General features: G+C 45.0%; 20 protein-coding genes. 10 read left to right on the top strand and 10 right to left on the bottom strand.

The window, feature by feature from the left end:
* Nucleotides 1-298 precede the first annotated feature (298 nt).
* The 8 genes from mlaF (at nt 299) to IQR33_RS02965 (ending at nt 5,740) form a co-directional block, all read left to right on the top strand.
* The gene (gene mlaF, locus IQR33_RS03000; protein WP_005388422.1) at nt 299-1,102 is read left to right on the top strand and encodes a phospholipid ABC transporter ATP-binding protein MlaF; all 804 of its coding nucleotides are present in this window, start codon (nt 299-301) and stop codon (nt 1,100-1,102) included.
* A complete protein-coding gene (mlaE, locus tag IQR33_RS02995) occupies nt 1,092-1,883 on the top strand; it encodes a lipid asymmetry maintenance ABC transporter permease subunit MlaE (RefSeq protein ID WP_005381100.1) in 792 nt (263 codons plus the stop codon). The genes mlaF and mlaE overlap by 11 nt, the downstream gene beginning before the upstream one ends.
* A gap of 2 nt (nt 1,884-1,885) precedes the next feature.
* The gene (mlaD, locus tag IQR33_RS02990) at nt 1,886-2,374 is read left to right on the top strand and encodes an outer membrane lipid asymmetry maintenance protein MlaD (protein WP_085570021.1); all 489 of its coding nucleotides are present in this window, start codon (nt 1,886-1,888) and stop codon (nt 2,372-2,374) included.
* Nucleotides 2,375-2,376: 2 nt separating this feature from the next.
* Nucleotides 2,377-3,015, top strand: a complete 639-nt coding sequence (mlaC, locus tag IQR33_RS02985) for a phospholipid-binding protein MlaC (protein WP_005381098.1) — start codon at nt 2,377-2,379, stop codon at nt 3,013-3,015.
* Nucleotides 3,015-3,335: an STAS domain-containing protein gene (locus IQR33_RS02980; RefSeq protein ID WP_005381093.1), complete on the top strand. Its 321-nt coding sequence runs from the start codon at nt 3,015-3,017 to the stop codon at nt 3,333-3,335. The genes mlaC and IQR33_RS02980 overlap by 1 nt, the downstream gene beginning before the upstream one ends.
* A gap of 3 nt (nt 3,336-3,338) precedes the next feature.
* Entirely contained in the window at nt 3,339-3,593 is a 255-nt protein-coding gene (gene ibaG / locus IQR33_RS02975; protein WP_005381092.1) for a BolA family iron metabolism protein IbaG, read from the top strand.
* 9 nt (nt 3,594-3,602) lie between these two features.
* Entirely contained in the window at nt 3,603-4,859 is a 1,257-nt protein-coding gene (gene murA / locus IQR33_RS02970; RefSeq protein WP_005388419.1) for a UDP-N-acetylglucosamine 1-carboxyvinyltransferase, read from the top strand.
* 155 nt (nt 4,860-5,014) lie between these two features.
* Entirely contained in the window at nt 5,015-5,740 is a 726-nt protein-coding gene (locus tag IQR33_RS02965) for a 1-acylglycerol-3-phosphate O-acyltransferase (RefSeq protein WP_005381088.1), read from the top strand.
* 84 nt (nt 5,741-5,824) lie between these two features.
* On the opposite strand, the gene IQR33_RS02960 is transcribed toward IQR33_RS02965, so the two are convergent.
* From IQR33_RS02960 to arcA, 5 genes are all read right to left on the bottom strand, one after another.
* On the bottom strand, nt 5,825-6,214 hold the full coding sequence (locus IQR33_RS02960) for a RidA family protein (protein WP_005381087.1): 390 nt from the start codon (nt 6,212-6,214) through the stop codon (nt 5,825-5,827).
* A gap of 130 nt (nt 6,215-6,344) precedes the next feature.
* A complete protein-coding gene (gene pyrI / locus IQR33_RS02955) occupies nt 6,345-6,806 on the bottom strand; it encodes an aspartate carbamoyltransferase regulatory subunit (protein WP_005381086.1) in 462 nt (153 codons plus the stop codon).
* A 15-nt stretch (nt 6,807-6,821) separates the two neighbouring features.
* Nucleotides 6,822-7,751, bottom strand: a complete 930-nt coding sequence (gene pyrB, locus IQR33_RS02950) for an aspartate carbamoyltransferase (RefSeq protein ID WP_005381085.1) — start codon at nt 7,749-7,751, stop codon at nt 6,822-6,824.
* 281 nt (nt 7,752-8,032) lie between these two features.
* A complete protein-coding gene (locus IQR33_RS02945) occupies nt 8,033-9,037 on the bottom strand; it encodes an ornithine carbamoyltransferase (protein ID WP_193837568.1) in 1,005 nt (334 codons plus the stop codon).
* Nucleotides 9,038-9,193: 156 nt separating this feature from the next.
* Nucleotides 9,194-10,414: an arginine deiminase gene (gene arcA / locus IQR33_RS02940; protein ID WP_005381082.1), complete on the bottom strand. Its 1,221-nt coding sequence runs from the start codon at nt 10,412-10,414 to the stop codon at nt 9,194-9,196.
* A 583-nt stretch (nt 10,415-10,997) separates the two neighbouring features.
* On the opposite strand from arcA, the gene rraB reads away from it, so the two are divergent.
* Both rraB and IQR33_RS02930 read left to right on the top strand, forming a co-directional pair.
* Nucleotides 10,998-11,411, top strand: coding sequence for a ribonuclease E inhibitor RraB (gene rraB, locus IQR33_RS02935; RefSeq protein ID WP_005381081.1), 414 nt, complete (start codon nt 10,998-11,000; stop codon nt 11,409-11,411).
* A gap of 154 nt (nt 11,412-11,565) precedes the next feature.
* Nucleotides 11,566-12,366, top strand: coding sequence for a glycosyl hydrolase 2 galactose-binding domain-containing protein (locus IQR33_RS02930; protein ID WP_104975633.1), 801 nt, complete (start codon nt 11,566-11,568; stop codon nt 12,364-12,366).
* A gap of 19 nt (nt 12,367-12,385) precedes the next feature.
* On the opposite strand, the gene IQR33_RS02925 is transcribed toward IQR33_RS02930, so the two are convergent.
* From IQR33_RS02925 to IQR33_RS02905, 5 genes are all read right to left on the bottom strand, one after another.
* Entirely contained in the window at nt 12,386-13,291 is a 906-nt protein-coding gene (locus IQR33_RS02925; RefSeq protein ID WP_080276939.1) for a bifunctional helix-turn-helix transcriptional regulator/GNAT family N-acetyltransferase, read from the bottom strand.
* A gap of 115 nt (nt 13,292-13,406) precedes the next feature.
* On the bottom strand, nt 13,407-13,811 hold the full coding sequence (locus tag IQR33_RS02920) for a DUF2061 domain-containing protein (RefSeq protein WP_005381078.1): 405 nt from the start codon (nt 13,809-13,811) through the stop codon (nt 13,407-13,409).
* Between the two features lie 202 nt (nt 13,812-14,013).
* Complete coding sequence (locus tag IQR33_RS02915; RefSeq protein ID WP_025767623.1) at nt 14,014-16,872, bottom strand: valine--tRNA ligase; 2,859 nt, start codon at nt 16,870-16,872, stop codon at nt 14,014-14,016.
* A 96-nt stretch (nt 16,873-16,968) separates the two neighbouring features.
* Complete coding sequence (locus IQR33_RS02910; RefSeq protein WP_025998737.1) at nt 16,969-17,418, bottom strand: DNA polymerase III subunit chi; 450 nt, start codon at nt 17,416-17,418, stop codon at nt 16,969-16,971.
* Between the two features lie 115 nt (nt 17,419-17,533).
* On the bottom strand, nt 17,534-18,182 hold a 649-nt coding region (locus IQR33_RS02905), incomplete at its 5' end, for a leucyl aminopeptidase (protein WP_193843509.1).

The following is an 18,182-nucleotide window of genomic DNA, read 5'->3' as shown; positions in this document are numbered from 1 at the left end:
ACGAAGAATAAATTAAAGGTTAGTAACGAAAATGTATGTAAATCTCACTCATTTAAATGAGCAATTCTGGTCTAGGATTTAAACACTTCGTGCTAATTAGGTCATAAACCATGAGAAATTGCAGGGATATAGTCGACTTTATTTAATTGAACAGTGCTTTAAATTCAACGCCAATGTGCTTATGATTGCAGCCTAATAAATGTACCGACGTTACTTTATTAAACGTAGAATTCAACTCCGATGAGTATCTGCTTGATGATTCCGTGAGTTGCAACGCTCCTACAGTAGAAGAGATGATATGTCGAACAACGATTTAGTCACCGTGAACAACCTCACTTTTTCACGGGGAGAACGCATGATCTTTGATGATATTGATCTGCATGTTCCTGAGGGCAAAGTGACGGCCATTATGGGACCATCGGGAATTGGTAAAACAACACTGCTGCGTTTGATTGGTGGTCAGTTGTATCCCGAGCAAGGAGAGATCTGGTTTGATGGAGACAATATTCCCTCTCTCTCGCGTAAAAAACTCTACCATGCTCGAAAGAAAATGAGCATGTTGTTCCAGTCAGGGGCTTTATTCACTGATTTGAATGTTTTTGATAATGTCGCCTTTCCATTGAGAGAGCATACCGATTTATCGGAAGATTTGATTCGCACCATGGTGTTACTCAAGCTCGAAGCTGTCGGTCTACGCGGCGCGGCGCAATTAATGCCGAGTGAGCTTTCAGGTGGTATGGCAAGACGCGCTGCTTTGGCTCGTGCAATCGCACTTGACCCTGACCTGATCATGTACGATGAGCCGTTCGTGGGGCAAGACCCAATCACTATGGGCGTTTTGGTTGAGCTAATTAGCAATCTAAACCAAGCGTTAGGTTTGACCTCTATTGTGGTTTCTCACGACGTACCTGAAGTCATGAGTATTGCTGACTGGGTATACCTGATGGCCGATGGAAAAATCATCGCCTATGGTACGCCAGAAGAGCTGACTCAAAACTCTGATCCTCGTGTCCAGCAGTTCTTACAAGGTGATGCCGACGGTCCTGTACCGTTTCGTTTCCCTTCTCAAAGTATCGAAAAGGACTTATTTGATGGTCGATAACTTCATTCACTTTGTCGCCTCGCTGGGTCGACGCACGCTTTCTATTTGCGGAGCATTTGGTCGTGCGACTTTCATGTTGATTGGGGCGCTATTTTCTAAGCCACAACCGATCAGAAGCTTTCCTCTGCTTGTTAAGCAACTTTATTCTGTTGGTGTTCAGTCGCTGGCGATCATCGTCGTATCTGGTCTGTTCATTGGAATGGTTTTGAGTCTACAAGGCTATGTTGTGTTGGTGGATTACGGCGCAGAAGGCAGTTTGGGGCAAATGGTAGCGCTTTCGTTACTCCGTGAATTAGGACCCGTTGTTACTGCACTTTTGTTTGCTGGTCGTGCCGGTTCTGCGTTAACCGCAGAGATAGGTCTAATGAAAGCAACGGAACAACTGTCTAGCCTTGAAATGATGGCGGTAGACCCATTGAAACGAGTGATTGCACCACGGTTTTGGGCTGGGGTTATCTCAATGCCTTTACTGGCTATGATTTTCATGGCTGTGGGAATTTGGGGCGCTCAGCTTGTTGGTGTTGACTGGAAAGGCGTTGATCACGGCAGTTTTTGGTCAGCGATGCAGTCCTCTGTTGAGCTAGGGCAAGACATTGGTAACAGTATGATCAAATGTTTTGCGTTTGCAATTACGGTTACTTGGGTCGCTCTATTTAACGGTTATGATGCTATTCCAACATCGGAAGGGATCAGCCGAGCAACTACGCGCACTGTTGTGCATTCTTCTTTAGCAGTACTAGGATTAGACTTTGTACTGACCGCATTGATGTTTGGGAATTAATCATGCAACAAACACGTAAAACTGAATTATGGGTTGGCAGCTTTGTATTAGCGGGAATTTGCGCGATTCTTGTGATAATTTTTCAAGTTGCTGACGTAAAAAGCATTGGCTCTGGTGATACTTATACCCTCAAAGCCGAGTTCGATAATATTGGCAGTTTAAAAGTTCGTTCTCCCGTAAAAGTGGGGGGCGTTGTGATTGGTCGAGTAAGTAGTATTTCGCTTAACCCAGACAACTTATTGCCAGTTGTAACACTATCTATCAATAGCAAATACAATCAGTTCCCAGAAACGTCGAGCGTACAAATTTTGACATCTGGCCTGATTGGTGAGCAATACATTGGTTTAGTACCTGGCTTCGTTTTTGATGATGAAGTCATGCTAGTGGATGGTGATACCATCGAAGACACCAAATCGGCGCTTGTGCTTGAAGACTTAATTGGTCAAGTACTATACAGCGTAGGTGGTTCAGACGACTCAAGTAAGGAATAACTATGTTAGCGAGATTACTACTTTCAGTTTGTGCTGTGTTTAGCGTCTTTGGAGCAACAGCAGCAGAGGTGGATAAAACTGAACCTTATAAGATGATGAAGCAGGTAGCTGAAGTCACGTTCGAAAGATTGAAAGCCGAACAGCCGAAAATCAAACAAGATCCAAATTTACTTAAAGTGATCGTTGAAGAAGAGCTAATGCCTTACGTCAACTACCGCTATGCAGGGTTAAAACTTCTTGGTCCAAACTTAAAAGGTGCTAAGCGTGAAGATGTACTTGAGTTTATCGATGCATTTCGTGCGTACCTGATTGCGTCTTATGCACAAGTGTTGACGCAATACTCTGACCAAAAAATTGAGTTTGGTCCTGAGCCTAGCATTGATGACTCTAAGCGTATTACAAGCATTAAAGTTGATATCATCGATACTCCGCGTCCAAACATCAAACTTGAGTTTAAACTGCGTAAAGACAACCAGTCTGGTGAGTGGGAAGCATTCGATATGATTGCAGAGGGCATTAGTTTGCTTTCTAGTAAACAATCCGAATGGAACAGTAAAATTCGTCAAGAAGGTATTCTATCTGTTGCTAAAGACCTAGAAAAATTGGCCGCAGAACCGATCCGCTTCGAGGCGAAGAAATAATGGCCCAGACTCCCGCTCAGTGGCAATTGGATCAAAACATTCTTAAGCTAACAGGGGCACTTGATAGAGATACAGTGCCTTCATTGTGGGCGTATGCACAGCAATGGCAACCTGCTCAATCGGAGCTGGAATGCTCGCTAAAAGAGATAGAGCGAGTCGACTCTGCAGGAATGGTGATGTTAATCCACTTATTAGAGCATGCAAAAAAGCAAAACTGTCATATAATGCTCAGTTTCGTGCCGGCGCAACTGCGCACTTTGTTTCAACTGAGCAATGTTGAATCTTTAGTGGCCAAACACATACAGAATTATCAGGGGTAAATTGTGGATAGCGCAAAAGTACAACAGTTATTAGAAGAAGCACTAAACCTTCAAGAAGTGCATGTGAAAGGTGAAGGTAGCCACTATGAAGTGGTTGCTGTTGATGCTTGTTTCGATGGAATGAGCCGCGTTAAGAAGCAGCAGCTAATTTATGCTCCTCTGATGGAATACATCCAGCGTAACGACATTCACGCATTATCAATCAAAGCGTTCACACCAGAAGAGTGGGCTCGTGATAAGAAATTGATGTCGCTTTAAGGTTTATTGATGGAAAAGTTTCGAGTTATTGGGTCAGATAAACCACTAGTTGGTGAAGTGACCATTTCAGGTGCAAAAAACGCAGCACTGCCGATTTTATTTGCGTCTATCTTGGCGGAAGAGCCAGTAGAAGTGGCAAACGTACCACACCTTCGTGATATCGACACAACCATGGAATTGCTTAAGCGTTTAGGCGCGAAAGTAAGCCGCAATGGCTCTGTTCATGTTGATCCAAGCAGTATTACAGAATACTGCGCGCCTTATGATTTAGTGAAAACCATGCGTGCTTCTATTTGGGCTTTAGGTCCTTTGGTGGCGCGCTTTGGTCAAGGTCAGGTTTCTTTACCAGGCGGTTGTGCCATTGGTGCCCGTCCTGTGGATCTGCATATTTCTGGTTTAGAGCAGCTTGGCGCAACCATTACATTAGAAGATGGTTATGTGAAAGCAGAAGTGGATGGTCGGCTAAAAGGCGCACACATCGTGATGGATAAAGTCAGCGTAGGCGCGACGATCACCATCATGTGTGCCGCAGCGCTGGCGGAGGGCACAACAACACTAGATAACGCTGCGCGTGAGCCTGAAATCGTCGATACCGCTGATTTCCTAAATAAGCTTGGCGCAAAAATCTCTGGCGCTGGCACAGATACCATTACGATTGAAGGTGTTGAGCGCCTAGGCGGTTGTAAACACAACGTGGTTGCTGACCGTATTGAGACGGGAACATTCCTTGTCGCAGCAGCAGTATCTGGCGGTAAAGTGGTATGTCGCAACACTAATGCTCATTTGCTTGAAGCGGTTCTCGCCAAGCTGGAAGAAGCTGGCGCGCTTGTCGAAACGGGGGAAGACTGGATCTCCGTTGATATGACCGACCGCGAGCTAAAAGCGGTAAGTGTACGTACTGCGCCACATCCTGGTTTTCCGACGGATATGCAAGCTCAATTTACGCTACTGAACATGATGGCGAAAGGTGGCGGCGTGATCACAGAGACTATCTTTGAAAACCGCTTTATGCACGTACCAGAACTCATGCGTATGGGCGCTAAAGCTGAGATCGAAGGCAATACGGTTATCTGTGGTGATGTTGAGTCACTCAGCGGTGCGCAAGTGATGGCAACCGATCTACGAGCTTCGGCTAGTTTGGTTATTGCAGGTTGCATTGCTAAAGGCGAAACCGTCGTTGATCGTATTTACCATATCGACCGTGGTTACGACAAAATCGAAAATAAACTGGCTGCACTTGGCGCAAATATTGAGCGAGTGAGCTAGGCAAGTTAAACTGCACCGCAGGTAACTTGGATATCAAGAGAGCCGAAACCTGAGTTTCGGCTTTTTTATATCACTCTCATGACCATATTTTCCCTTTATGGAAAGAGAGATATTAATAGCTGTATCTGGCAAAAGCCGGTTCCTGGAGAACAAGAATGATTGCACTGTTACGTGTATTTGCTGTCGCTATCTTTGCGATTGTTATGTTTATTGGTGGTTGTGGTTACTGCCTATTAAGCCCTAGAAACCCTAAGCACGTTTTCACTTTTGGCCGTTTGTTTGCCAAGATGTCTCGTGTGTTTGGGATTAAGTTAGAGTTGCGTATCCCTGAAGATGCGTATTCACGCGGCCAACATGTTTACATTGCTAACCACCAGAACAACTGGGACATGTTTACTGTTTCTGCGGCTGTGACTCCGAAAGTTGTGACAGTAGGTAAAAAGAGCTTGGCTTGGATGCCACTGTTTGGTCAGCTTTACTGGCTTACGGGTAACATTCTGATTGACCGAGCGAATCGCTCTAAAGCAAAAGGTACTATCGATCAGGTCGTGAGCAGCATGAAAGAAAGTGATGTTTCGGTGTGGATGTTCCCAGAAGGCACGCGTTCTCGTGGGCGTGGTTTGCTGCCATTCAAAACAGGTGCTTTTCATGCGGCAATTGGTGCAGGTGTGCCAATCATTCCTATCGTATGTAGCTCGACGAATAAAATTAAGCTGAACCGTTGGAACAATGGTCATGTGATTGTTGAAATGCTACCTCCAATCAGCACTGAAGGCTATGGTAAAGAGGGCATTCGCGAGTTAGCGAATATCTGTCGTGAACAGATGAAAGAGAAGCTTGAATCGTTAGATGAAGAAGTCAAACAGCGTAATGCTGCTTAAGTTTTACTGCGATATCATCACGAAAAGACAATAAAAAACGGGTAGCCTGAGCTACCCGTTTTTTATGTTTGTCAGCAAGTACAATTATTTGCGAACTGCAATTGCTTCAATCTCGATGCCAACATCTTTTGGTAGGCGAGCCACTTCTACACAAGAGCGTGCAGGGTAGTTTGCTACGCCGTGCTCATCAAAGAACTTGCCGTAAACTTCGTTCACTGTGCCAAAGTCATTTAGGTCTTTAACAAAAACCGTTAGCTTTACAATATCAGATACTTTAAGACCTGAAGATTCAACTACAGCCTTTACGTTTTCTAGAGACTGACGAGCTTGTTCTGCGATATCAGCAGACACTTCACCTGTCGCTGGGTTTACTGGGATTTGGCCTGAAGTAAGAACCATGTTACCTAGATCTACGCCTTGAACGTAAGGACCGATTGCTGCTGGTGCAGACTCAGTGTGAAGTACTTTCGTCATTTGATTTTTTCCATCAGTTGTAGGGAATAAAGATTCTCAGTTTGCCTCTAAACCCTCGGTAGGTAAAGAGCAAAATACCCCGACATTGCAGGGTATTTTAAACGTATCAAAGCCTAGTCGTGCGGCGTGTTTATCGCTCGGTTACGATCTCGCGTGAGAACACTTTCTCGCAGTATTTACACTTTAGGCGGATTTCTTGTTTCTTCTCGAACACGCTAAAGCTGCTTTCTACTGGTTCATTATGAGAAATACAGTTTGAATTCGGGCATTCAAATACATCATTGATGCGCTCAGGAAGCTCTAACGCTAGCTTTTTCACCACTTCATAATTCTCGATTTGATTCACGGTCGCGTGAGGAGCATACAACGCTAGCTTGCTCGCTTGCTCTTCATTGATAAACACATTTTCGATTTTGAGTAGATCTTTATGACCGAGTGCTGATGATGGCAAGTTCAGTCCAATCGTTACGCGTTGTGATGAATTGTGCATATCGAACAGTCTTAATACTTTGATGCCGATTTGCGCAGGGATGTGGTCGATGACCGTACCATTTTTGATTGCTTCTACCTGCAATTGAGTTTCTTTAGCCATGATTTTTCCCCTCGATTACAGTGTTTCGTTTAGAACAAGCGCCAGCAGTGCTTGGCGAGCATACACGCCATTTTGAGCTTGCTGGAAGAAGTAGGCATGAGGCGTTTTATCAACATCAGTTGTGATTTCATCCACACGTGGTAGTGGGTGCAGTACTTTCAAGTTCTCGCGCGCGCCTTCTAGTAGTGCCGCTGTTAGGATGTAAGCCGACTTAATATGTGCGTATTCCGATTCGTCAAAGCGTTCTTTCTGTACGCGTGTCATGTACAGAATATCCAGTTCAGGAATCACACTTTCCATGTCTGTGTGTAGGCTATATTGAATGCCAGCTTCGTCTAGTTCTTCGCAGATGTAATCTGGCATTGCCAGCGCATCTGGTGCAACAAAGAAGAAGCGGATGTTGTTAAACTTTGCTAAGGCTTGAGTCAGTGAGTGCACTGTGCGGCCATATTTTAGGTCACCTACGAATGCGACGTTCAGGTTGTCTAGACGCCCTTGTGTTTCCGCGATGGTGTATAGGTCGAGTAGCGTTTGAGTTGGGTGTTGGTTTGCACCGTCGCCCGCGTTGATCACTGGCACGCCATTTGAAAATTCAGATGCCAAGCGAGCGGCGCCTTCTTGTGGATGACGCATCACAAAGGCATCGACGTAAGAAGAGATGACTTGTACTGAATCTGCGAGTGTTTCGCCTTTCTTCGCCAGAGAGGTATTACCATCATTATCAAAGCCAATCACGTCACCACCAATGCGCTGAATCGCTGTTTCAAACGATAAACGTGTACGTGTTGATGGTTCAAAGAAACAACTTGCAACGACTTTGTTTTTAATCAGTTCTGGTCGAGGTGCTTTTTTAAGGCTACCTGCTGTTTCTACGATAAGTTCCAGTTCTTCGCGTGAAAGCTCTGGAATAGAGATGATGTGCTTCTGGTAAAGCGAGTTCGCCATGATCTTCTTCCCTATAACATTGATGACTACATCCAAATAACCGAAAGGAATTTTGGACATAAAAAAACCTCCCCAATGGGGAGGTTTTAAAATTCAATAGAATTAACGAAAATAACACCACGTAAGCGTAGTCGCTTAGCGAGAGCAAATCGCGTTTTTACGTCAGCAATCAGCGTGGTCATTTCTTAATCCTCAGACAAATTGCCGAGCATTATACGCTTAACTTTCGTGAGCGCAAGCGATTACATCATGGTTTTTATCGGCTGTTTTTGCGCACTGGTTTAGCTTCCTAGCGTCGCAACCATCACGGCTTTGATGGTATGCATACGGTTTTCTGCTTCGTCGAATACGATGGAGTATTCCGATTCAAATACCTCTTCTGTTACTTCAAGGCCTTTCATACCGTATTTTTCAGCGACTTCTTTGCCGACGGTGGTTTCATCATTGTGGAAAGCTGGAAGGCAGTGCATGAATTTCACATGTGGATTACCCGTTTGCTCAATCACGTCCATATTGATTTGATAAGGTGTCATTAACGCTACACGCTCATCCCATGCCTCGGCAGACTCACCCATAGACACCCAAACGTCGGTGTATAGGAAGTCACAACCTTTCACACTTTCCTCAACGCTTTCTGTTAACGTGATTTTTGCACCAGTTTGTTGCGCGATAGTTTGACAAGTTGCCACGAGCTCTTCTTCAGGCCAGAACGCTTTTGGCGCGACAAGGCGAATATCCATGCCCATTTTCGCTGCGCCCACCATAAGTGAGTTACCCATGTTGTTGCGCGCATCACCTAGGTAAGCGAAGGTTATTTCATGTAGCTGTTTACCACGGCCGTGCTCTTGCATAGTCAGGAAGTCAGCAAGGATCTGGGTTGGGTGGAACTCATCCGTTAAACCATTCCACACTGGAACACCAGCATAAGTACCAAGCTCTTCAACAATGGATTGGCCAAAGCCTCGGTATTCAATCCCGTCGTACATACGACCAAGAACACGAGCAGTGTCTTTCATCGATTCCTTATGACCGATTTGCGAGCCAGAAGGGCCGATGTAAGAGACTTGAGCACCTTGGTCAAAGGCAGCGACTTCAAACGCACATCGGGTACGAGTCGAAGATTTCTCAAAGATTAGTGCGATGTTTTTACCTTGAAGTTTCTTCTGCTCTGTTCCTGCATATTTAGCTTTTTTTAGCTCTGCAGACAGTTCGAGCAAAAACTGGATTTCTTTGGTTGAGAAGTCCAATAGCTTCAAAAAGTTGCGGTTACGTAAATTGAAAGCCATAGCTCGTCCCTTAGTACATGTGATTAGATTAATAGAATCCATTAAAACATACAAATGCTTTTATTGTGAATAATTATTTTAAACTAAAGCTAAAAAAGGTTGATGTATTCACATCAACCTTAGTTTTGATTCACCTAATGTAAAGGGACGAGTAAGTTATATATCGTCTCGCTCTATTGGACAGCTCATACAGCGAGCGCCACCGCGACCACGACCAAGCTCATTACCAGGTACTGTCAGTACTTTGATGCCAGCTTTATCGTATTTTTCGTTGGTGTATACATTGCGTTCGTAACCAATTACTACGCCCGGTTTTACAGTTAGAACGTTATTGGCGTCATTCCATTGTTCGCGTTCCGCTTCATAGCTGTCGCCACCAGTGGTGATGATTTTCAGCTGATCTAAGCCAAGAGCGGACTCAATCGCGTGCAGATAGTTATGTGAGGCTTCAACATGCATTTCACCGTTGCCTTTTGGTGTTAAGCGCCATGTGTCGAGATCTTTGCGCATGATCTCTGGGTAGACAGAGAAAGTATCTACATCCATATGGGTCATCACAGTGTCTAAATGCATACATGAGCGGTGTTTAGGCAGATCAATTGCAATAACTTCGGTAGCTTGGCCTGCTTTAAATAGGCTCGCTGCAAGGTTCTCTACACCTTGAGCAGTCGTACGCTCAGACATACCGATAAGAACTGCACCTTTACCAATAACCAACACATCACCGCCTTCGACATTCGCATTATCATAATGCAGATCATCGTCACCGAAGTATTTGATAAAATCTTGGCCAGCAAAAATTGGGTGCCAACGATAAATCGCACGTAAGTGGTTTGTTTCACGTTGGCGTGCAGGCATCATCATTGGGTTGAGCGATACACCACCATAAACCCAACATGAGGTATCACGAGTAAAGAGGTGATTAGGCAGTGGCTCAATAACAAAGTCGAGAGGACGCTTCATTTTTGGCAGCATAGAAGATGAGGAGATCGGCAGCTCTGAGTAAGCTAAGCCACCTAAAAAGATGCAGGCAAGATGTTCATCATCCATTTCTGAAAAGTATTGGCGTAGGTCTCGCGCAAATGTTGGCCCGTAGCGAAAGTCAGAAATCTGAGTGTTCAGCAGCCATTGTTTTGCTTCTGGAACGGCGAGGGTTTCGACCAGTAAATCGTGGAGGAGAAGCACTTCAACGTCTTGCTCGCGCAGCGTACGTGCGAATGCATCGTGCTCTTCACCTGCCGCTTCTACAGCAAGAACGTCATCAAATAGCAACTCATGACAGTTTGACGGAGTTAAGTGGGTTAGGGCGCGTTCAGGGCGATTTAATAGAACTCGTCGAAGTTGACCAACTTCTGATCCAACGTACAGCTTGCTCATTTTGTATCCTTACAAATTTTCCAGCCATTAGTTATGACAAGCTTCCTAGAAAGATGCAAGTTATCAAGCTTTGTTTATACTCTGGTGTTTCTGGTTTTGTGAGTTTTTTATTTTTATTTTGATTCTTATGAAATTTATTATTAGATATAAATGCTATTTTACTAAAATTAGAGTGCGTGCGTTTTTATTCTAATTTTCCCGTTGAGAAAGAATACACGCACAGTGCATAAAACGTGCATTTTTATTCTAAATTATGCATTATTAAAGTGAATTTATTCGTTATGCTTCTTCGTTTTACACGTGAGTGTATTCAAGAAAGCATCATAAACACGCATAGAAAGAGAAAATAACCACATTAAGTGTCAATTAGGATGTTCTGAATATTAAAAAATGCCATTCTTTGTTAATTTTTTGTTTCTTTGTGTGGTTGGTTTAATATTTAGATTCAAATAACCGATAAGAATCGCAGTGGTATGATGTTTGTTTGTGGCTTTTCATCGCAATCCATGCCATATTTCACCGGATCAGCATACTCAGTATCGGGTATTGTGTTTCCATCAAGTAACTAATCTGGAGCCAAAACATGTCTCACGAAGATGAATATCTATCAGTAGAAGAATTAATTGAGATTCAAAAGGAAGAGACTCGCGATATCATTGCAGCATTGCTAGAAGATGGCAGCGATCCAGATTCGCTATACGAAATTGAGCACCACCTGTTTGCAGAAGATTTTGACACGCTAGAAAAAGCGGTAGTTGAAGCATTCAAGATGGGCTTTGAAGTTCTTGAAGCAGAAGAAACTGAAGATGAAGATGGTAACAAGTTGCTTTGCTGTGATGCGACTATGGAGTCCGCACTAGACGCAGAAGCGATTGATGCGCAAGTTGAAAAATTGATTCACTTGGCAGAAAAATACGACATCATCTATGACGGTTGGGGTACGTACTACGAAGGCGAAGATGCGCTTTACCCTGAAGAAGATGAAGACGACGAGTAATCAAAGCTCACTACTTTTGGAAAAACCAGCGTTTAACGCTGGTTTTTTTATTCCTTGAAAAACTGACGAATGTGGAGGCGATAAATAATTCACATTGAGTTTATAGGGGATTTCTCCCTATAATGCGTGAAAATTGATCTAGCTCAAGGTGTATATGCAACTCTCACTCGCCGGTTTATGGCAAGTCTCTCCACTGACGGACCTTTCTATCCCACAGGATGACATTACTTTCCCTGCTCCTTTGAGTCAGGTATTGCCAGCTGAACTGACAGAAGAAGCAATTCGTCAGCAAGAGTGGCACCTGATGCATGACATTGAAGTGGACGAATCCATGATGGCATTCCCAGCGGTAGAAATGGTGTTGGGTGGTGTGGATTACCATGCAGAAGTGCGTTTGAACGGAGTAGCATTGTTCGACTGTGACGGTTCTCAAAATGTCTACAAGAAAGACATTCGCCCGTTCATGCAGATGGGGCGTAACCGTTTTGAGATCCTATTCCTTGAGGAAGAAGAAGATCTTCTGTTGGATGAGGATAAACCGGAGTTGTGTTCACTTGCAGATCATGAATACCAAAAGAGTGACGAGCGCTTAGGGGTATGGCAAGAACCGTATCTGCAGTTCATTCGCAATGTACGTTTAGACCGCGTGGCAACCGAGCAGATTTGGCACCACGGTGGTGGTTGCGAGTTTAAAGTAGACTTGTACTATCAAACTTTTGCGCCGGGTCTGGTCTCTGCATCGGTTAAGTTTAATGGTATGACTTACCATATTCCTATTGATGTCCGAGCGGAGCATGCGAGCGCTTTATTCCAGATCGAAGCGCCAAAGTATGCCGATCTTACTGATCCTGATCCAAGTGATCTCTACCAGTTGTCTGTTGAGTTGGATGGGCAGCACCAAAACTTCACTGTTGCCTTGAGCCAGGAGCTTTGTGTTACCCATGTTGTGCTTTAACTCTTAGTAATGCTCTTTATTACAGTGTTTTAAGCATTACGACTTCACATGCATCATGCCCTGTTTGTCCAAGCGGGGCATCGAGATGCTCAAAGCCTAGCTTTTCATACAAGCTTACCGCTTCTCTCAGACATTCAGTTGTCTCTAAATAGCACTGCTGATACCCAAATTGTTTCGCCAATTGTAAGCTCAATGCGACGATGCGTTTGGCTAAACCGTGCCCTCGTGTTTGAGGTAAGAAGTACATCTTTTGTAGTTCACACACATTTGGCTCGCCAGCTAAAGGGGCAAAGCCACCGCCACCAACGATCTCTCCGCGATGTTCAATGACCCAGTAGGCGGCCCCGCATTGATTGTAAACCGAATACATATCATCAAGCGTTGGATCGGCCACACCATAACCTTTGTCTGCGGTTAAGCCGTATTCTGCAGAGACTTTACGAATCACATCTGCGACTTGCGGGTTGTCTGCTTTAGTAAGAGGTCGAAGAACGTATTCCTCAGCCTGACACACTTTTGTTAGCCCTTTTAGGTAAGTCTCTAGACCAAGTTTGAGTTGCTCTTGCTCGCTGTCATCGAGTTGGGTAAGCAGCTGTTCAAAGAAGTGGTTTTGCTGTTGGTCCAGTTGCGATAACGCCTGTTGGCCTTGCTCTGTAATCGCTACGAGTTGACTACGTTTGTCTTTTGGGTTTTCGATGCTCTCGACCAAACCTAATTTAATCAAACCAGTAACGGTTCGGCTCGCGTTGGACTTGTCGACATTAAGCTGCTGTGCCAGCTGATTGATGGTCAATGGCTGCAATTGGATTTCACCCAATGCGTGCGCTTGCACTGGAGTGAGAGCGACATCGCCGCATTGTTTATCAAGCATACCAAGCAATCGGACGGCTTGACGGGAGTAGTGTCGAAGTTGACGAGCGTTCATTATCACTTACCTCTAAAAATAAGGTTGCGCACCGCAATTAAATTAATTGCGGTGCGCAACCTTGTCAATGGTAAATGTCATTTTTCTCGTTAGGAGACGTAGTGAGCCTCCATGTTTAAGCGTGGTGATGTAAACAAAACTGCGGTGCTGGAGCTTTTTCTGATGATTTACGCATCCATACTTTCTCGTGGAAGTAGTAAGCCACCGTGTTCAAACTCGGCTCTAGCATCGCCATTACGCCGCCGACAAATGCATCACCTGTTAGTAAGTAAACCACGGTAAAAGCGACGCTGAAGTGCACGGTCGCAAAGCTTGCGGTTTTTAATTTGGTCATCCACTGACGAGCTTTAAGTGCTGGGACTTTTGCCCATGCCTTTTCATGAAAGTAGAAGGCTACGGTGTTCACTGAAGGCTCAATCATGGCAATTAAACTACCAATTAGAATGTCGCCTGTGAGTACGTAAGCGACACTAAATGCGATAGTAAAATGCAGTGCTGCGAAAGTTAGTGTCTTTTTCATGATAATTACTCAATCGTGTTTGTTTCGATGAGTTCATTATCGATAATAATTCTCATTAATGCTAATGGATGATGAGTATTGTTGCGATAGGGGAAAGCTATTGATGATGGTTTTTGGTGAAAGATATACAAAAAAGGTTGACCATGATGGCCAACCTTTGGATTCAAAGTGAGAAGTGTTAGTTCTTCTCTTTCACTGAGGCTTAAAGTGCAGCGATCGTTGTCTTCTGCTCTTCTAGCTTAGCTAGTGTCTCTTTGTAGCCTTCAAGCTTCTCACGTTCTTTAGCAACAACAGCTTCAGGTGCTTTCGCTACAAAGCCTTCGTTGCCAAGTTTGCCTTCGATACGCTTGATTTCGCCGTGCGTCTTCTTGATTTCGCCATCTAGACGAGCAAGCTCTGCATCTTTGTCGATCAAACCCGCCATTGGGATCATCAGCTCAGACTTGCCAACCAGTGCCGTTGCACACGCTGGAGTTTGTTCGCCAGCTTCAAGCACGCGTACTGCTTCTAGCTTCGCTAGTGACATCAGTACTTGCTTGCTTGCTTCTAGACGAGAGGCATCTTCTGCATTTGCTGCTTTCAGCATAACGTCAAGCGGCTTACCAGGGTTGATGTCGTATTCAGCACGTAGGTTACGGATGCTGGTAATGAACGCTTTCACCCATTCAATGTCGTCTAGCGCTTCTTGGTTGAAGTTTGCTTCGTCGAATTGAGGCAGTGCTTGCAGCATGATTGTCTCGCCTTCTACACCTTCAACTAATGGCTTGATGCTTTGCCAGATAGTTTCAGTGATGTAAGGAATCACTGGGTGAGCTAGACGTAGCGTCTTCTCAAGAACCGTGATGAGTGTACGGCGAGTACCACGCTGTTGCGCTTCAGTACCTTTCCATAGAACGGGTTTAGTTAGCTCTAGGTACCAGTCACAGAATTGGTTCCAGATGAATTCGTAAAGCGTGTTCGCAGCCATATCTAGACGGAAGTTGTCGATATGGTTGTTAAACGCTTTCGCTGCGAGTTCAAACTGAGACTCAATCCACTTGTCTGCTAGTGAATATTCAATCTCACCACCGTTGAAGCCACAATCTTGCTCTTCTGTGTTCATCATTACGTAACGGCTTGCGTTCCATAGTTTGTTACAGAAGTTACGGTAACCCTCAAGACGTTTCATATCCCAGTTGATATCACGACCTGTTGATGCCATTGCTGCAAGAGTGAAACGCAGTGCGTCTGTACCGTATGCTTCGATACCGTTTTCAAACGTCTTACGAGTGTTCTTCTCGATCTTCTTCGCTAGTTGAGGCTGCATCATGTTGCCACAACGCTTCTCTACGAGAGACTCTAGGTCGATACCATCGATCATGTCGATTGGGTCAAGTACGTTACCTTTCGACTTAGACATCTTGTCGCCGTTTTCGTCACGGATTAGACCAGTAACGTAAACCGTTTTAAATGGTACTTGTGGCTTGCCGTTTTCGTCTTTCACGAAGTGCATGGTCATCATGATCATGCGCGCAACCCAGAAGAAGATGATGTCGAAACCAGTTACTAGAACGTCTGAAGGGTGGAATACTTTCAGATCGTCAGTTTGCTCTGGCCAACCTTGAGTACCGAACGTCCATAGTGCAGAAGAGAACCACGTATCCAGTACGTCTTCGTCTTGGTGAAGTTCAATGACAGACTCTAGGTTGTTGTTCTTACGAACTTCTTCTTCAGTGCGACCTACGTAAACATTACCTTGGTTGTCGTACCAAGCTGGGATGCGGTGACCCCACCATAGCTGACGAGAGATACACCAGTCTTGAACGTCACGCATCCAAGAGAAGTACATGTTTTCGTATTGCTTAGGAACGAATTGGATGTCGCCGTTTTCTACTGCTTCAACTGCGGTTTTCGCTAGAGGCGCAGTACGTACGTACCATTGGTCAGTTAGCATTGGTTCGATAACCACGCCACCACGGTCGCCGTAAGGAACTTGTAGATCGTGATCTTTCACTTCTTCAAGTAGGCCTAGCTCGTCGAATTCAGCAACGATAGCTTTACGAGCGGCAAAACGCTCCATACCGTGGTATTTAGCTGGTAGCTCAGTGCTGTAAGCGTCGCTTGCTTCGCCGTTAGTGTTGAATACTTCTGCTGAGTCGCGGATGTTCGCGTCGAAAGTCAGAATGTTGATCATTGGTAGCTGGTGGCGCTTACCTACTTCGTAGTCGTTGAAGTCGTGCGCAGGTGTGATTTTCACACAGCCAGTACCTTTTTCCATATCTGCGTGCTCATCGCCCACGATTGGGATGCGACGATCAACGATAGGAAGGATGATTTCTTTACCGATAAGATCTTTGTAACGTGGATCTTCTGGGTTAACTGCAACACCCGTATCGCCTAGCACGGTCTCTGGACGAGTCGTTGCAACAACGATGTAGTCTTTGCCATCCGCTGTTTTAGCGCCATCTGCTAGTGGGTAGCGGAAGTGCCACATGTGGCCTTTAGTGTCTTTGTTCTCTACTTCTAGATCTGAAATCGCTGTGTGTAGCTTTGGATCCCAGTTAACTAGACGCTTACCGCGGTAGATTAGATCGTCTTCGTATAGACGTACGAACACTTCTTGAACGGCGTTAGATAGACCATCGTCCATCGTGAAGCGTTCACGATCCCAGTCTACAGATGCGCCAAGACGACGAAGCTGCTTAGTGATAGTGCCGCCAGATTCGCCTTTCCATTCCCAGATTTTGTCGATGAAAGCTTCACGACCGTAATCGTGTTTTGTTTTGCCTTCTTCTGCAGCTATCTTACGCTCAACAACCATCTGAGTTGCGATACCAGCGTGGTCAGTACCTACTTGCCAAAGGGTGTTTTTACCCTTCATACGTTCACAACGGATAAGCGTATCCATGATCGTATCTTGGAACGCGTGGCCCATGTGTAGGCTACCAGTGACGTTCGGTGGCGGGATCATGATGCTGTATGATTCTTTAGTAGTGTCACCGTGTGGCTTAAAGTAGCCTTTCTCTTCCCAAGTCTGATACAGAGCTTGTTCGATTGAAGTTGGGTTGTATGTCTTTTCCATAGCGCTCTTTTAATGGATACGTTGATGGTTGAATCTTAGTCAATCTTTATAAGTGAGGGATCTTAACAAGATCGCCTTAACTATAAGGATTGACCGTTAAGGATATTGAATTTCGATCGTTTGCAGCTGGTAACCTGCTTGACGGTAAATTTTATATCTTTCTCTTGCGAGTTGTTTAGCTTTTTCTTCGCAGGGCACGAAGTCTACCACTTGAGCAAACTTGTTCGCAAAGGTTGTCTCATTTTCCGCCAAATTAATTACCAGCTGACGGTTCCAATTAGGTTTTACACCGTTATGGCCGATCTCAATATTGGTGGCGTATTTCGGTCCCTCGCCTACGAGGTTATGTGCCATGAACTTGTCTGCATCAACTTGCCAAAAGGCTTCAGCGAGCTGCTCGGCGTGTGGTTTGTCTTGGCAGTTTAAATACACTTTAGCGCCTTGGCGAGCAAAGTGCTGAGCCAAAAACACGATGTATTCTTCAAAGCCAGCCACCGTTGCTTGCGGGCTCTCTTCGTTAATGATGTAGAAGGTTGCAGTTTGCATCATTCTCTCACTTGCCTTGGGTCTCTTCCTAAGACCATCTTAAGTCCCACTTTCATTTTAGAAAATTAGGATAATAAAAAAGGGCCTTGCGGCCCTTTTAGATTCTGTTCAGAAATTACTCTTCTGTCTCTTGGCCGCTGCGGTTCAAAAGGAATTGGACAAGCATTGAGACAGGACGGCCCGTTGAGCCTTTCGCTGCGCCTGATTTCCACGCGGTACCTGCGATATCGACGTGTGCCCAGTTGTACTTCTTCGCGAACTTAGATAAGAAGCAACCCGCAGTAATTGTGCCACCAGGGCGACCACCAATGTTTGCCATATCCGCAAACGGGCTTTTCAACTGTTCGTGGTACTCGTCTGCCATTGGTAGACGCCATGCACGGTCACTCGCTTGCTCAGAAGCGTTTACTAGCTCATGAGAAAGAGGGTTGTGGTTAGAGATTACGCCGCTGATATGGTGGCCTAGTGCGATAACACAAGCACCAGTTAGCGTTGCAACGTCAACCACGCAGTCTGGTTCGAAACGCTCTACGTAAGTCAGTGCGTCACAAAGAACAAGACGGCCTTCAGCATCCGTGTTCAGAACTTCTACAGTTTGACCAGACATGGTCGTTAGGATGTCACCTGGACGGTAAGCGTTGCTGCCAGGCATGTTTTCACAGCCCGCTAGAACACCAATAACGTTGATTGGTAGGTTTAGCTTCGCTAGCGCTTTCATTGTACCGAATACCGATGCCGCACCACACATGTCGTACTTCATCTCA

This window comes from Vibrio sp. OPT46 (assembly GCF_015163535.1).
In the GTDB taxonomy this organism is placed as follows: Bacteria; Pseudomonadota; Gammaproteobacteria; order Enterobacterales; family Vibrionaceae; genus Vibrio; species Vibrio alginolyticus.
Note: the sequence above shows the minus strand (reverse complement) of the source record. Positions and strands in the feature narration are given on the sequence as shown.

What these genes read in the sequence shown, in the direction of transcription:
- IQR33_RS02930 (WP_104975633.1), top strand. Translation starts at nt 11,566, where the DNA reads ATGCAACTCTCACTCGCCGGTTTATGGCAAGTCTCTCCACTGACGGAC.
- IQR33_RS02925 (WP_080276939.1), bottom strand. Translation starts at nt 13,291, where the DNA reads ATGAACGCTCGTCAACTTCGACACTACTCCCGTCAAGCCGTCCGATTG.
- IQR33_RS02920 (WP_005381078.1), bottom strand. Translation starts at nt 13,811, where the DNA reads ATGAAAAAGACACTAACTTTCGCAGCACTGCATTTTACTATCGCATTT.
- mlaD (WP_085570021.1), top strand. Translation starts at nt 1,886, where the DNA reads ATGCAACAAACACGTAAAACTGAATTATGGGTTGGCAGCTTTGTATTA.
- arcA (WP_005381082.1), bottom strand. Translation starts at nt 10,414, where the DNA reads ATGAGCAAGCTGTACGTTGGATCAGAAGTTGGTCAACTTCGACGAGTT.
- mlaE (WP_005381100.1), top strand. Translation starts at nt 1,092, where the DNA reads ATGGTCGATAACTTCATTCACTTTGTCGCCTCGCTGGGTCGACGCACG.
- IQR33_RS02980 (WP_005381093.1), top strand. Translation starts at nt 3,015, where the DNA reads ATGGCCCAGACTCCCGCTCAGTGGCAATTGGATCAAAACATTCTTAAG.
- IQR33_RS02945 (WP_193837568.1), bottom strand. Translation starts at nt 9,037, where the DNA reads ATGGCTTTCAATTTACGTAACCGCAACTTTTTGAAGCTATTGGACTTC.
- murA (WP_005388419.1), top strand. Translation starts at nt 3,603, where the DNA reads ATGGAAAAGTTTCGAGTTATTGGGTCAGATAAACCACTAGTTGGTGAA.
- mlaF (WP_005388422.1), top strand. Translation starts at nt 299, where the DNA reads ATGTCGAACAACGATTTAGTCACCGTGAACAACCTCACTTTTTCACGG.
- IQR33_RS02960 (WP_005381087.1), bottom strand. Translation starts at nt 6,214, where the DNA reads ATGACGAAAGTACTTCACACTGAGTCTGCACCAGCAGCAATCGGTCCT.
- pyrI (WP_005381086.1), bottom strand. Translation starts at nt 6,806, where the DNA reads ATGGCTAAAGAAACTCAATTGCAGGTAGAAGCAATCAAAAATGGTACG.
- rraB (WP_005381081.1), top strand. Translation starts at nt 10,998, where the DNA reads ATGTCTCACGAAGATGAATATCTATCAGTAGAAGAATTAATTGAGATT.
- IQR33_RS02915 (WP_025767623.1), bottom strand. Translation starts at nt 16,872, where the DNA reads ATGGAAAAGACATACAACCCAACTTCAATCGAACAAGCTCTGTATCAG.
- IQR33_RS02965 (WP_005381088.1), top strand. Translation starts at nt 5,015, where the DNA reads ATGATTGCACTGTTACGTGTATTTGCTGTCGCTATCTTTGCGATTGTT.
- pyrB (WP_005381085.1), bottom strand. Translation starts at nt 7,751, where the DNA reads ATGGCGAACTCGCTTTACCAGAAGCACATCATCTCTATTCCAGAGCTT.
- mlaC (WP_005381098.1), top strand. Translation starts at nt 2,377, where the DNA reads ATGTTAGCGAGATTACTACTTTCAGTTTGTGCTGTGTTTAGCGTCTTT.
- IQR33_RS02910 (WP_025998737.1), bottom strand. Translation starts at nt 17,418, where the DNA reads ATGCAAACTGCAACCTTCTACATCATTAACGAAGAGAGCCCGCAAGCA.